This is a genomic window from Noviherbaspirillum phoenicis (assembly GCF_047237965.1).
Lineage (GTDB): Bacteria > Pseudomonadota > Gammaproteobacteria > Burkholderiales > Burkholderiaceae_D > Noviherbaspirillum_A.
The window spans coordinates 1,149,544-1,163,895 of the sequence record NZ_JBDFLX010000001.1 but is presented as its reverse complement, the minus strand read 5'-3'; the positions used below and the strand labels follow the sequence as shown (position 1 = coordinate 1,163,895).

General features: G+C 60.4%; 8 protein-coding genes. 1 reads left to right on the top strand and 7 read right to left on the bottom strand.

The features are described 5' to 3' along the window. Positions 1-69: 69 nt before the first annotated feature. A complete protein-coding gene (locus tag ABC383_RS05315) occupies positions 70-1,707 on the top strand; it encodes a hypothetical protein (protein ID WP_413012326.1) in 1,638 nt (545 codons plus the stop codon). 254 nt (positions 1,708-1,961) lie between these two features. On the opposite strand, the gene parC is transcribed toward ABC383_RS05315, so the two are convergent. From parC to ABC383_RS05280, 7 genes are all read right to left on the bottom strand, one after another. Next, entirely contained in the window at positions 1,962-4,268 is a 2,307-nt protein-coding gene (gene parC, locus ABC383_RS05310) for a DNA topoisomerase IV subunit A (RefSeq protein WP_413012325.1), read from the bottom strand. A gap of 13 nt (positions 4,269-4,281) precedes the next feature. After that, positions 4,282-5,049: a lytic transglycosylase domain-containing protein gene (locus tag ABC383_RS05305; RefSeq protein WP_413012324.1), complete on the bottom strand. Its 768-nt coding sequence runs from the start codon at positions 5,047-5,049 to the stop codon at positions 4,282-4,284. Next, positions 5,049-7,037, bottom strand: a complete 1,989-nt coding sequence (locus ABC383_RS05300; RefSeq protein WP_413012323.1) for a DNA topoisomerase IV subunit B — start codon at positions 7,035-7,037, stop codon at positions 5,049-5,051. Before ABC383_RS05300 ends, ABC383_RS05305 begins: the two co-directional genes overlap by 1 nt. A gap of 305 nt (positions 7,038-7,342) precedes the next feature. Beyond that, complete coding sequence (locus ABC383_RS05295; protein ID WP_413012322.1) at positions 7,343-9,607, bottom strand: glutamate cyclase domain-containing protein; 2,265 nt, start codon at positions 9,605-9,607, stop codon at positions 7,343-7,345. Between the two features lie 191 nt (positions 9,608-9,798). Next, positions 9,799-12,108, bottom strand: coding sequence for a glutamate cyclase domain-containing protein (locus ABC383_RS05290; RefSeq protein WP_413012321.1), 2,310 nt, complete (start codon positions 12,106-12,108; stop codon positions 9,799-9,801). 482 nt (positions 12,109-12,590) lie between these two features. Next, positions 12,591-13,760: a vWA domain-containing protein gene (locus ABC383_RS05285; protein WP_194711315.1), complete on the bottom strand. Its 1,170-nt coding sequence runs from the start codon at positions 13,758-13,760 to the stop codon at positions 12,591-12,593. A 6-nt stretch (positions 13,761-13,766) separates the two neighbouring features. Further along, positions 13,767-14,351, bottom strand: a complete 585-nt coding sequence (locus tag ABC383_RS05280) for a GNAT family N-acetyltransferase (RefSeq protein WP_413012320.1) — start codon at positions 14,349-14,351, stop codon at positions 13,767-13,769. Between the last annotated feature and the right edge of the window lies 1 nt (position 14,352).

Here is a 14,352-nt window from a genome sequence, read left to right as displayed (position 1 = left end):
GCCACACAGGGTGCCGAAGCCACCGAGCAGCCGGCACCTTGCATGGTGCGGGAGAGTGACTCCCAACCAATGGACCTCGTGCTTTTGTGGGGGCCGGGACGGTGCAGTGAAGAACTGGAGGCAATCAAAGACGCGGCAATCAAGGCTGAACTGAAGTACGTAGTGATTGAAACTGCCAGCGACTATGCACAGCACAACAACGTCGTGGAGGACTTGTATCTCAACAATTCGTTGGGGCCGCAAACCCAGGTTGTGGCCTGCTTCGCAAGCATTAACGGTCAGGTAGTGCAGGTCTCCGAGGAGGGGGTAGGGATACCTGCCCTGGATTTGATCTGCGCGCTGCGTACGCCCCCCAGGACTGATTACGGCCCATTGCGGCCTTCCTGGAAAGGCACTATTCATGCCGCCTGGGTTCAGAGTGGAAAGATGCGGGATCACTATGACCCGGAAAGACCAATATGGAACACTGGACCAACGATGACGCATTCTTGCCGAAAGGGGGGTACGGATCACAATATCATCAACGCGATCAAGGATCTGTGCGCATATATAGGCGAGGTCAGGGGCCAGCCTGCTTATCTGGAACCGGAGTACATTGCAGCGCGCATGTTGGGCGTGACGGGCGACACGTTTGCCTGTGTGGGTGGCAGGTTCAAGCGCGCGCTTGTGGTCGGTGCGCCTCGCACGTCGGCGCAGGCACGGCAAGAGCACCTGATCGCCAGCCTGGAAGGCAGCAATGGAGCACGCATCGTGGGAGCACGCAAGGACTTGCGTGCTCTGGCTCGCGCGATGCGCGCGCCAGTAGTCCAAGGTGCGCAAGCACAGCGACAAGAGACCAAGCTGGAAAACGTTTTTGCCGCACGCGCCGAGCGCTGCGAATTGGAGGCGATGGACGAACTTCTGGCGCACTATCCTTCACTGCTTCGCATGAAAGAATGCTCAGGCACCAGCGGCGCGCAGATCTACCAGCGCGTCGTACACTCCGTTACGATCTGCCGGGAGATGGATATTCTGGAAGCTGGACAAGGCGACACGACCAACCTGAACCGCCTTCTTGAAAGTATTGCCAGCCTGTGTTCCCAAGGGGGCTCGTGCAGGTTTAATCTAGCCAACGTTCTGCATGGCCGGGCGCATCTACTGGCCGAAGGATTGCGGTGGGCGACCATGCACGACCAAGAGGCCTTATTCATGCATCTGCTTCCGGCGGTCGACCCCGCCGACAAGCCGGCGTTGCTGAAACAGTGCCTCGCATTGGCCTTGCAAACCAGCCCGTCGCTCGCAATAGGCATACTTGGGATGTATTACCCGTCCGCCACACCAGCGCAACTGCTTGCTTCCGGCATAGAGCAAGGCGCCAGGCAAGATGTGGTCTTGGCGTGGCTGTCGCAGATTGACTGGATGGCAGGTGATCATTCCGCAGCGGTGGTACTCGACGCCCTCTGTGAGACGGCATTGTTTCCATGTCTGCCGGTGTTGTTGGCCAGGGACTATCCCGCAGTGTTCGAATCGTTACTTGCTGTAATGTGCCGGGACAAGGAGCGGTATTCATCGTATGCCGAGGCCTTGCTGGATCATGCCTATGAAAACCGGGACGCAGCGTTGTTCAAGAAGCTCGAGCGGGGCTATTTTCGCGCCGATCGCCGGGTTCAACCACAGTCCGCCATGCCTGAAGAAAAGGCAGTGCAGCCTGACGGGGCCGATAGCTGAGCGTGAAGAAGTGGCTGGCCTCATGTCAGGCCGGTCGCAACATCCTCACGGGCCGTCCAGGCGCTGGAGCATGCCCAAGGCCGAGCCCAAGCCCAGACCCAGGCCCGGACCATAACGCGCCATGAAACGGCGTTTTCTTCCGGCCTGGCCGCGCTGGGATCGTCGTCAATAGCTTGGCTATTGACGCTCCACTCGCGCCTCCAGACGAGAAGATTTCCCTGTCTCGTCCGGCACGCGATGAATCGGTATCGCTGTTACTGCGCCAGCAGGCCAGCCGCCTTGATCTTCGATTCCAGCGCCTTTCCCTTCCTTGCCCGCTTGCCGATATGCGGCGCCAGCCCGCTGGCCGACAGCGCCAGTTCCTGCGCCTTGCCGCCGCGGCCGATGCCGGTCACGACGACGCCGCGCTGGCTGATGGGTTGCGCCGCCAGCAGCTTTTCCTTGGGCTCCAGTTCCATCAGGATGACGCCGCGGCCGCCGGTCAATGTCTTGACTTCATCCAGGCCAAATACCAGCAGGCGTCCCTTCTCGGACAGGCAGGCAATTGCGCTGGCCTTGTCGGCGATGATTTTCGGCGTCAGCGGCTCGTCGCCGGCTTCCAGCGTCATGAAGGCCTTGCCGTTGCGGTTGCGGCTGACCAGGTCGCCGGCCTTGGCGGCAAAGCCGAAGCCGGCGGTGGACGCCAGCAGCAGCGGCGTGTCGGCCGGGCCGGCGTAATAATGCAGCAAACGGCTGCCGCTGGCCACGTCGACCAGCGTCGTGACCGGCACGCCGTCGCCGCGGGCGCCGGGTAGCGCCGCCACCGGCACCGAGTAGGAGCGGCCGTTCGAGCCCAGCGCCACCAGGTGGTCCACCGTGCGGCATTCATAGGCGGCGTACAGCGCGTCGCCGGCCTTGAAGGTGAACTGGCCTGCATCATGGCCGTGGCCGCCGCGGGCGCGCACCCAGCCGCGCTGGGAGATGATCACCGTCACCGGCTCGTCGACCAGTTTCTGCTCGGCGGTTGCGCGCTCGGCTTCCTCGATCAGCGTGCGGCGGGTGTCGCCAAAGGCCTTGCCGTCGGCTTCGATCTCGCGGATCACCAGGCGCTTCATCGACGACGGGTTTTCCAGCAGGTCCTGCAGCGTGGATTTTTCCTTGCGCAGCTCGGCCAGTTCCTGCTGGATCTTGATCGCTTCCAGGCGCGCCAGCTGGCGCAGCCGGATTTCAAGGATGTCGTCGGCCTGGCGTTCCGAGAGCCGGAACGCGTCCATCAATGCTGGCTTGGGTTCGTCCGACTGGCGGATGATGCGGATGACTTCATCGATATTGAGCAGCACCGCTTCCCGGCCTTCCAGGATGTGGATGCGGTCGTCCACCTTCTGCAGGCGGAAATTGGTGCGGCGGGTGATGGTGGTGAAGCGGAACGCGATCCATTCGTTCAGGATCTGCATCAGCGACTTCTGCCGCGGCCGGCCGTCGCCGCCTATCATCACCAGGTTGATCGCCGCGCCGGATTCCAGCGAGGTGTGCGCCAGCAGCGTGTGCATGAACTCGGTCTGGTCCTGGTTCTTGCTCTTGGGTTCGAACACCAGGCGCACCGGCGCGTCGCGGCCGGACTCGTCGCGCACCGTGTCGAGCAGCGACAGCAAGGTCTGCTTCATTGCCAGCTGTTCCGGCAGCAGCGCCTTCTTGCCCAGCTTGACCTTGGGGTTGGTCATCTCCTCGATTTCCTCCAGCACCCGCTGCGTCGAGCACCCTGGCGGCAGTTCGGTCACCACCGCCTGCCACTGGCCGCGCGCCAGGTCCTCAATCTTCCAACGCGCCCGCACCTTCAGGCTGCCGCGACCGCTGGCATAGATGTCGGCGATCTGCGCCGGCGAGGTGATGATCTGGCCGCCGCCCGGATAGTCCGGACCCGGGATGATGGCCATCAGCTCCGCATGGGTCAGCTTGGGATTGCGGATCAGCGCCACCGCGGCCTGCGCGACTTCGCGCAGGTTGTGGGAAGGCACTTCGGTTGCCATGCCGACCGCGATGCCGGAGGCGCCGTTCAGCAGCAGGAAGGGCAGACGCGCCGGCAGCAGGCGCGGCTCCTCGGTCGAGCCGTCATAGTTGGGCTGGAAGTCCACCGTGCCCATGTTGATTTCATCGAGCAGCAGGCGCGAGATCGGCGTCAGGCGCGCCTCTGTGTAGCGCATCGCCGCCGCGCCGTCGCCGTCGCGCGAGCCGAAGTTGCCCTGGCCGTCGATCAGCGGGTAGCGCAACGAGAAGTCCTGCGCCATGCGCACCAGCGCGTCGTAGACCGACTGGTCGCCGTGCGGATGCAGCTTGCCCAGCACATCGCCGACCACCGCGGCCGACTTGCGCGGCTTGGCCGCGGCCGACAGGCCCAGCTCGTGCATCGCATACAGGATGCGGCGCTGCACCGGCTTCTGGCCGTCGCAGACATCGGGCAGGGCGCGGCCCTTGACCACCGATACCGCGTAGTCGAGATAGGCGCGCTCGGCAAAGGTGGCCAGGGTCAGCGATTCGCCGTCATTGGCGGGCGCGGCTTCAAACAGATTGGCTTGTTCAGTCATGTCGTTGTCAGGCTTATTGATTGTTTGCCGGCCGGGTCGGCAGGTTGCCGCGGCCAGGCAGGGTCAGGGTGACCCGGTTGCCTGCGCCGGCAGGCTGGTCGGCCTTGGCGGGCGCAGCGGGCACCGGGTTGTAGAGCTGGTAGAACTGGGTCACCAGCTTCACGTAATTACGGGTTTCCGGGTAAGGCGGAATGCTGTTGCGGTACTTCTGCACCGCGCCCTCGCCGGCGTTATAGGACGCCAGCACCAGCGCCAGCTGGTCGGGAAACAGGCGCATCAGGTCGCGCAGGTAACGCGCCGCCAGGCGGATATTGGTCTTCGGGTCAAACAGCTTCTCGGTGAGGCTCTTGCGCTGGTCGCCCTGCAGGCCATAGCGTTCGGCAGTGGCGGGCATGACCTGCATCAGGCCGATTGCGCCCCTGGGCGACACCGCGTCGGGATTGAAGCCCGACTCGGCCGCCATCACCGCCTTCAATAGCGGAAGCTCCACCGCAAACTCATGCGCCGCCTGCGCCAGCAGCGGCTCGAAGCGCTTCAGGTTGGGATGCTGCGACAGGTAGCGCTGCAAGCCATCGGCCGGCACGGCCTGCGGCGCCGGCGCGGTCAGTTCGCGCGAATCGAACGCGCCGTCGCCGCGCATGAACAGCTGGTAGCGCTCATCGAGCTTGTCGGTAGCGAAGTGGGCATTGCCGTCGGCATCGATATAACCGTAGATGTCGGCCCGCGCGAGCTGTGTCGCGCAGGCCAGCGCCATTCCGCAGAGCAGCGCGACCCATCGCATCAGATATCGGCCTCGGCTTCGTTGCCATGCTCTTCCAGCCAGAGCCGGCGGGCCGACGCCTCGCCTTTGCCCATGAGCATGTTGAAGCGTGCTTCCGAAGCCTCCAGGTCGAAGTCGCCCAGCGACACCGGCAGCAGGCGCCGGGTGTCCGGGTTCATCGTGGTTTCCCACAGCTGTTCGGCATTCATCTCGCCCAGGCCCTTGAAGCGTGAAATCGCCCAGCCGCCCTCCTTGATGCCGTCCTTGCGCAGCTTGTCCTCGATCGCCGTCAGCTCGCCGTCGTCCAGCGCATACAGCTTCTGCACCGGCTTCTTGCCGCGCGCCGGCGCATCCACCCGGTACAGCGGTGGCCGCGCAACGCAGATATGGCCGCGGTCGATCAGCTTGGGGAAATGGCGGAAGAACAGCGTCAGCAGCAGCACTTGGATGTGGGCGCCGTCGACGTCGGCGTCTGACAGGATGCAGATGCGGCCATAGCGCAGCCCGGACAGGTCGGGGTTGTCATGCTTGCCGTGCGGGTCGACGCCGATCGCCACGGCGATGTCATGGATCTCGTTGTTGGCGAACAGCCTGTCGCGCTCGGTCTCCCAGGCGTTGAGCACCTTGCCGCGCAGCGGCAGGATGGCCTGGAATTCCTTGTCGCGGCCCATCTTGGCCGAGCCGCCGGCCGAGTCGCCCTCGACCAGGAACAGCTCGTTGCGGGAGACGTCGCTCGACTCGCAATCGGTCAGCTTGCCCGGCAACACCGCCACGCCGGAGGACTTCTTCTTTTCCACTTTCTGCGCCGAGCGCAGCCGGGTCTGGGCCTGGCGGATCACCAGCTCGGCCAGCTTCCTGCCGTAGTCCACATGCTGGTTCAGCCACAATTCCAGCGGCGGCCGGCAAAAGCCCGCCACCAGGCGCACCGCGTCGCGCGAATTCAGGCGCTCCTTGATCTGGCCCTGGAACTGCGGGTCCAGCACCTTGGCTGACAGCACGAAGGAGGTGCGGGCGAACACGTCTTCCGGCAGCAGCTTCACGCCCTTGGGCAGCAGCGCATGCATCTCGACGAAGTTCTTCACGGCGCCGAACAGGCCTTCGCGCAGGCCAGACTCATGGGTGCCGCCGGCCGGCGTCGGGATCAGGTTCACATAGGACTCGCGCATCACGTTGCCGTCCTCGGTCCAGGCCACCACCCAGGCCGCGCCTTCGCCTTCGGCAAAGCCCTCGGCATCGCGGCCGGCGTATTGCTCGCCCTCGAACAGCGGGATCACCAGTTCCGCATTCGAGCCCTGTGCCAGCGATTCGGTCAGGTAGCCGCGCAGGCCTTGGTCGTATTGCCAGGTCTGGTTCTCGCCGGTGCGCTCGTGAACCAGCGTGACTTTCACGCCAGGCAGCAGCACCGCCTTGGAGCGCAGCAGGCGCTGCAGCTCGGCCTGCGGAATCGCGGAAGAGTCGAAATACTGGGGATTGGGCCAGGCGGTGACGCGGGTGCCGGATTTCTTGTCTTCGCGGGTCGGTGAACGGGAGGTCAGTGGCTCGACCAGGTCGCCGTCGGCAAAGGCGAGCTGATGGACCTTGCCCTCGCGCCAGACCGTGATTTCCAGGCGCGACGACAGCGCATTCGTGACCGATACGCCAACGCCATGCAGACCGCCGGAGAACGCATACGCGCCGCCGCTGCCCTTGTCGAACTTGCCGCCGGCATGCAGCCGGGTGAACACGATCTCGACCGTTGGCACCTTTTCCTCGGGATGCAGGCCGACCGGAATGCCGCGACCGTCGTCATCGACGCTGATGCCGCCATCGGCACGCAATGTCACCACGATGTTGCGGCAATGCCCGCCGAGCGCTTCGTCGGAGGCGTTGTCGATGACTTCCTGGATGATGTGCAGCGGGTTCTCGGTGCGGGTGTACATGCCGGGCCGTTGCTTGACCGGCTCCAGGCCTTTGAGGACGCGGATCGATGATTCGCTGTAGTCGGAAATTTGGTTCTTTTTGGTTGCCATTCGGTGGGAAGCAGTGAAAGACAGGGAAGCGCCGGGTCCGGCGAACTGGACTTGCCGGTGCAAAATGCCTGCATTCTAATGAAATACAAGGCTTGGGGCGAACTTCGAATTTGCTGCGGCGTTGTACCAGAATGGAATTATAGCAAAAAGACTGTGCTTTTATACAGTAAAACTGTTGTATGTTGTGTATGACGTGCGAAGGAGGAAGGCAAGCAAATGAATTTACCAACGCTAGATGATTGGAAAGGCCGGCGAAAAGGTTGGGAGAAGCAATCGGCAACCCGTGCGTCGGGTTGCCTTGTGGTTCAAGTTCCCAGTGAAGGAGGAGGAGCCTTTCCTTGGTCGATCGATATGTGGGGGAATGCAACTTCAAATATCAGCGGCTTTTCATGTTTGAAATATCTTTTTACTGACTCACTGACCTCCTTATGCGATCCAGTTGTCACTACTTCAAGATTGCGCAGGGAGGCATAATCCTTGCTCTTGGTGGATTTCTTCTTACTCAGGTGAACAATCGTTGCGTCCGCCTGATAGGACAGGGGGTCAACGATCAGTATGCAGTCCGGCTCCATGCCAATGGCAACCAGACGTTCGTTCAAATATTTTCTGAGGAATTTTGCCAAGATAGGAAAGTGAGTGCAGCATAGCCAGATTGAACTAGCGTTCAGCGGAATTTGGTAGGCGTAGGTTTTGACCGCAAATAAAAAAGCCTCATGGTCAGGATGGTTGGGATCATGGGCGCCGTTGTTGACAAACGTTGCCCAGTCATCCTGGGGCCTTTTATCCCTGTTGCCACACCCGATTACCGTGACGAGAGGCGCTACCTTTCCCTGCTTTTCGGCCAAGATCTCGATCGCCCGGGGATAGGCATGGGATTCAGCCGTGGCCTGCGTGGCAAGCAGTACGGGGCGGGCGCCGCCTTCATCGAGGATTGCACCTGCCACGGTTGCTATCAGATCGATGATCTCAACCTTGTAATGCAAATCCATTTCGACGAGCCATTTTTCAACGACAGCCTTGACGCGATCCAGCCCTACGGTGCAGGCGGTGTTGCACACCATGACGATTGCGTCTCCCTGGAGAGACGCACAGAAGGCAAGCCCGTTGACGACGACGCTGAATAATTCGTCGGGTAAAAATCTGCCGTAAGGGCGCTTCTCGTGATCAGCCACGGCCTGAACCTTGACATGAAAATTCGAACGGGCCCTCATATAGTCCAGAAAATCTTCCGTTGCGATCAGAACGCCATCGCTCGAATCAAACAGGGTTACATGGCGGATTTCAGGGCCGTAAAACTTGATTTTCTCGAGCGAGGCCGGCCACATCACATGGCTGGCATCGATCACATCATGGATCGATTTGAGGATCTGAAGTGTGGGATGGTCCTCAGCGATCCTGGCAGGCGCGGCTGCCTGCCAGGGAGGGCGTGGCTTGCTCATCTTGCGCAATACAGGCGCTTGCAGTTTCATGTCTTCAATCTTTTCGGCAGCGATGGAGAGCAACCGCTGCACCTGCGCGGTGCTACAGGCTTCAAGATCTGTGCACGCCGTGCTGACCAGTTCCATCAGCGACAGCGTTCCGGCAATGACATCCGGCAGAACCAGTGAGTGGCTCGCCGACACGGTGGTACGAAGGTCATCATCCTTCTGACTGAAATTCGCCACTGATTCATTCGCCGGATAGCCAGCGCTATTGATCCCGCTGCAGAGCGCGATGGCTTCCATTTTCTGCGCATTCTGGAGATTCAGAGCCTGATCAAATGCGACATTCGATAGCGCAATCGGACGTCCCATCTCGTCAAGATAATCACCATCCCTATTGCGTCCGGGTATATCGATGTACAAGGTCACGTCTGGCTTGCGGCTGGTGACCTGCCTGAACAAGGTGGAAAGCAGGGTGCCGTTGACCTGATTGATGGGAAGGTAGGTCATAAATTTCCCGCATTTCTCGTCGAGTGCGGTCAGCAGCAGTTGTATCAATCGCTTGTTCGGTTCGTCGCTCACGATGATCGCGACCTTATGGCATTTGTAAAGGGTATAGGCCGCGATCGCTGCGCTGACAGGACCTTCAACCGTCAGTTTTCCTTCGGCCGTGTTACGGCCACAAAATATCATCACCTTTTCCGCATTCGCTATCCTGTGAAAGATCGGCAAGAAATTCTTCTTCAGTAACGCTTCGCACTCTTTCTTCAAGTGCGCTTTCCCGACAGGGAAAGGGCGTGATAGAAGTTGCTCTCCCACCCCTTCGATCAAAGTCTGGGCGGACTTTTTGTATTTTTTGGGAAGCTCGTGGTCGCTTGCTTCCGGCGGTGGGTATGTTTCGCCCCTTTCCAGGATCGCGGTTCGTATTTCCTCGCCAAGATCAACCTTTGGCGTATCGGAATAGATTAATGAGCTTGAATGAAATTGGCGTCTCGGAGCCGGTGACGCCAGCTCACGCCGGTCAGTGAAGGCGGATGGAATGCTACGTGGCCGCGCCAGGAATCTGGCGGCAGTCGGCATCGTTGACGGATAGTGGTTCCGGCAGGCCGGGATGGGATGGATGCCTCTTGCAATGATGGTCCTTAGCATATGCATTCCTCGAATCTAGCGTTGTGCTGCGTTCATGTAATGTGCCCGCGCCGTCAGTCGAATGACGCAACAGCGGACAAGCGAATTCACCTTGCTGAAAAAACGTCGTACAGCCGTTGCACGAATAGGCGCAGTCGCAACCGCCGTCTGCGTCAATGCCAGAACCCCGATGGGTAAGTCCACAGTGGGCATCAGTTTTCCCCTCGATCATCCTTCGGCGTTGGCCGTGTTCTGGGCGAAGGAGCGGGCAGGATGGTTACGTTCGGAAAGTTGACTGTGAACAGGGGCACACCCTCTTTTCCGATATGGACGCGCGTTGAAGCGGCCACTTCTTCCTTGATCCCAGTGGTCAGTACGCGCAAATTCTGAATAGCCCGGTAGTCCTTGTTTTCGACCGGTTGCTGTTCCTCGAGGAAACGGATGGTTGCTTCAGCCTGTGCAACTAGCGGGTCCCTGATAGGAATGCTGTCCTCGGGCAGCCCCGCATCCTTGAGGCGCCTGTTGAGATGCTTTCTGAAAAGTTCTAGCAGTGCCGGGAAGTGCGTGCAGCAAAGCCAGACCGATGTGGAATCCAACGGGATGAGGTCGACATAGCGTTCCACTTCGCGTTCCAACTCGGTATAAGCAATGCTTGTCTTGTCTTTCAGGTGCGCCAGTTTGTTCACCAGGTGAGCCAGATCCTTGTTGGGGCGTGCATTCCTGTTGCCGCAACCGATGACCGTGATCTCGGGCAAGTCCGTTCCGGCATTTTCTGCAGCCACGTTGATCGCACGGGGATAGGCGCCACTCTCGCTGGTGGCTTCGGTCGTGAGCAGCGTCGGCTTTGATCCTCCGAGTTCAACCACCGCTGCGGCGACGGTTTTGACCAGATCGATGATGTGAACCTGGTAGCCGTGGATGCCGTGGCCTTCCAGCCAGTTCTTCACCGCCTTCGTCACCAGGTGGAGATCGACCGTGCAGGCAGTGTTGCAGACCATGACAATGACGTCCGCCTTGAGTTTTGCAGAGAAGGCAACGCCATCCACCACGATTTCAAAAAGGCGTTCATGACTATGCTTTCCGTAGGAGGCCTTGGCATGGTCGGCTACGGCGTCGACCTTGAGGACGAAATTGGAACGCGCCCTGATATAACGAATGAAGTCATTGGCGGCAATCAGGACGCCGTCGCTGGAGTCGTAAAGTACGGCATGACGGACTTTGGGCCCCTCCAGCTTTGACTTCTCTATCGATTCCGTCCATGTGATCCGCCGGCCCCCCGTCAGTTTGTGGAAGGCAGAGAGTTGTCGAAGCGTCGGGTGCTCATTCGTGATGGGCGTATGGGCTTTCGGCGTCCATGTGCTTTGCTGAAGGGCGCCGGACCGTGGTACTGGCGCTTTGAATACCCCGTTTTCGGTTATCGTCACTGCCGTGTCGAGGGCGGTGGCAAGCCAGTCGGGCTGGTAGGCTTGCGAATCCAGGCAAGCGCTGCAGAGCAGCTCCATTAGCCCCAGCGTGCCTTGCACCACATCGGGTACGACCAGGGCGTGGGTGGCATGAATTACCGCTGCGGAATCTTCCGGTTCGTCAAGCGAATTCAATGCCGGGAAACCCGCATTGACACTGCTGCCGCAGATGGCAATCGAGGGAATCTTCATCAGGTTCTGCATGTTGAGGGCCTGGTCGAGCGCGACATTGAGCAGACTGATGCTGCTGCCGTCTGCATCCAGGTAATCACCGGCACCATTGCGCCCTGGTACATCAATGTAAAGCGAGAGGTCGGGCGCATGCCGGTTGAATTCCTTGTGCAGTCGCCTCACCAGTTGGCCATTGACTTCCGTAATGGGCACGTATCGCACATATGGGCCAAATTCCGGATGCCTGGCGGTCAAAAGCATTTCTATCAGCCGCCTGTTCGGTTCGTCGCAAACGATGATAGGGGTCTTGTAGCAAAGGTGGAGTGCATAGGCGGCGATCGCAGCACTGACCGCACTCTCCGCCGTCAGCTTGCCTTCCGTGGTGTTTCTGCCGCAGAAGATCATCACCTTGTCGGCATCTGCCAGGGCGTCGACGCTGGCGAGCAAGTGCCTGGAGAGAGACTGCTCGGATACGATGTGGAGTTTGTGGGATTGTGGCGCTGTCATGAGCTTCGAAAAGCTTTTCACCAGTTTTTGCGCCGGCGCTTTGTTCAGGTATCTCTTGTTCAATGCCTCTCCGTCAAAAACCGGCGGCGGAAAGATGTCCTTTTTTTCTTCAATTCGCCTCAAGTCCTCCTTCTCCAGCTTAATGGACCCTTGCTTATTCCTGCTGTCGCTTGAATCCGCAACAGCCGTCGACGAGACGAAAGTGCTGCGCCAGTACGCACGATGCGGCACGGAACTTCGCAGTTCGCGCCAGTCGGGAAAGGCGGACGGCGCGCCGCGCGCCCTGACCGAGAAACGGCCGTTGCGCAGCTTGGCCGCAAGGCAGTTTCCGTGGTAAGTCAGCCTGGGCTGGGCGGCTCTAGCAGCAATGGTCTTTAACATGATGGCTCCCGGAAGTCGTTGTTTTCTGCATTCGTAATTTGCCTCCATGCCGCAAGCGCTCGTGTTGCACCAGGCGCTCGTCAGCGCTGCCTAGCCTGTGATGCGTATCGCGGCAGGCAGGCGTTGCTCACGCATCTGATGCCGCGTCTGGTGGGCGTCCAGCCACCGCTTCCTCTTGCAGCACGCGACGTCGCTTGCACTAGGCTGCACCTGAACACAAGCCAGCCTTGCGCATTGGCCGCTGAGCGGTGCTGTTATCGAATAGCGGAATGCTGGCCCTTGGCATGGCGATGCCGCAGCTTATTGCGCATCATCAAGAGTTCATTGCTCCACTTGCGATACGCCAGCATGGCGACATGGACACGGTAGTGCCGCAATAAAAAAGATAGTTCAGTCTGGAAGCGCGTGCGGAGCAGTGAATGCGCGCGTTGAAAGAGGGGGGCGCTCCCGGCCGGCGTGGCGGCGCGGGAGCGGTTGTTGCCTTACTTGCTCAGCAGCCGCATGCCGCGTTCAAGCCCATCGATGGTCAGCGGAAACATCCGGTTATTCATAATCTGCCTGATCACGGCGATCGATTGCCGGTATTGCCACAGGCCTTCCGGCTCCGGGTTGAGCCAGATGAACTTCGGAAACATGTGGGTGAAGCGCTGCAGCCATTCGGCGCCGGCTTCCTCGTTGTTGTACTCCACCGAGCCGCCCGGCTGCAGGATCTCATACGGGCTCATGGTGGCGTCGCCGACGAAGATCAGCTTGGTGTCCGGCGTGTACTTGCGCAGCACGTCCCAGGTCGGGAAACGTTCCGCATGGCGGCGCCGGTTGTTCTTCCACAGGTAGTCGTAGACGCAGTTGTGAAAGTAGTAGAACTCCATGTTCTTGAACTCGGTCTTGGACGCCGAGAACAGTTCCTCGGTGCGGGTGATGTGATCGTCCATCGTGCCGCCGACATCCAGCAGCATCAGTACCTTGATGTTGTTCTTGCGCTCGGGCTGCATCTTGATGTCGAGATAGCCGGCATTGTTGGCGGTGGCGCGTATCGTGTCGTCCAGCGCCAGTTCTTCCTCCGCGCCTTCGCGCGCGAACTTGCGCAGGCGGCGCAATGCGACCTTGATGTTGCGGGTGCCGAGTTCGCGTTCGCTGTCGTAATCGCGGAAGGCGCGCGACTCCCAGACCTTGACAGCGCTGCGCTTGCCGCCTTCGCCGCCGATGCGTATGCCTTCCGGGTTCTCGCCGCCGTTGCCGAAAGGCGAGGTGCCGCCGGTACCTATCCACTTGTTGCCGCCTTCATGGCGTTCCTTCTGTTCGGCCAGCAGTTCCTTTAAGCGATCCATCAGCTTGTCATAGCCGAACTTCTCGATGGCCGCGCGCTGCTCGGGCGTGAGCTCGCGCTCGATGCGCTTCATCAGCCAGTCCAGCGGGATTTCCGGATGCTTCTCGAACAGGGTGTCGACGCCCTTGAAGTACATGCCGAAGGCCTTGTCGAACTTGTCGTAATGCGCCTCGTCCTTGACCAGCGTCATGCGCGAGAGGTAATAGAACTCGTCCAGCGATGGCGCAATGACCTGCTTCTGCATGGCCTCCATCAGGATCAGGTATTCCTTGATGGAGACGGGGATCTTGGCGTCTTTGAGGGTAAAAAAGAAATCGATCAGCATGGTGTCCTACCGTTCGAGTTTGTAGTGCAAATGGCGCTTCACGGTCGGCCACTCAGCGTCAATGATGGAAAACACCACGGTGTCGCGCAGGCTGCCGTCGGCCATGCGCTGGTGCTGCCGCAGCACGCCATCCTGCTTCGCGCCCAGCCGCGCAATCGCTTCGCGCGATTGTTGATTCATCCAGTGGGTGCGGAACTCCACTGCGATGCATTGCAGCGCTTCGAAGGCATGGCCCAGCAACAGCAGCTTGGCCTCGGTATTGATGCCGGTGCGCTGCGCCCGCTTCGCATGCCAGGTATGGCCGATCTCGAGCCGCCGGTTATGCGGGTCGACATTGAAGTAGCGGGTGCTGCCGACGATGGTCTCATCGCGCGTGTCGCGGATGATGAAGGGCAGCGCATGCTGGCGGCGCATGGCGAGCGCCGTCTCGATCCAGGCGCGCATGGCTTGCGGCGCCGGCACCGAGGTGTACCAGAGCTTCCAGAGTTCGCCGTCGGACGCCGCTTCCACGAGCGCGTCGTGGTGGCTCATGGCCAGCGGCTCCAGCCGCACGTAACGGCCCGACAGCGTCGCCGGCTCGATGAAAACCATG

Coding starts and splice junctions, on each gene's coding strand:
- ABC383_RS05315 (WP_413012326.1), top strand. CDS start 70: ATGGACCTCGTGCTTTTGTGGGGGCCGGGACGGTGCAGTGAAGAACTG.
- parC (WP_413012325.1), bottom strand. CDS start 4,268: ATGACTGAACAAGCCAATCTGTTTGAAGCCGCGCCCGCCAATGACGGC.
- ABC383_RS05305 (WP_413012324.1), bottom strand. CDS start 5,049: ATGCGATGGGTCGCGCTGCTCTGCGGAATGGCGCTGGCCTGCGCGACA.
- ABC383_RS05300 (WP_413012323.1), bottom strand. CDS start 7,037: ATGGCAACCAAAAAGAACCAAATTTCCGACTACAGCGAATCATCGATC.
- ABC383_RS05295 (WP_413012322.1), bottom strand. CDS start 9,607: ATGCTAAGGACCATCATTGCAAGAGGCATCCATCCCATCCCGGCCTGC.
- ABC383_RS05290 (WP_413012321.1), bottom strand. CDS start 12,108: ATGTTAAAGACCATTGCTGCTAGAGCCGCCCAGCCCAGGCTGACTTAC.
- ABC383_RS05285 (WP_194711315.1), bottom strand. CDS start 13,760: ATGCTGATCGATTTCTTTTTTACCCTCAAAGACGCCAAGATCCCCGTC.
- ABC383_RS05280 (WP_413012320.1), bottom strand. CDS start 14,351: ATGGTTTTCATCGAGCCGGCGACGCTGTCGGGCCGTTACGTGCGGCTG.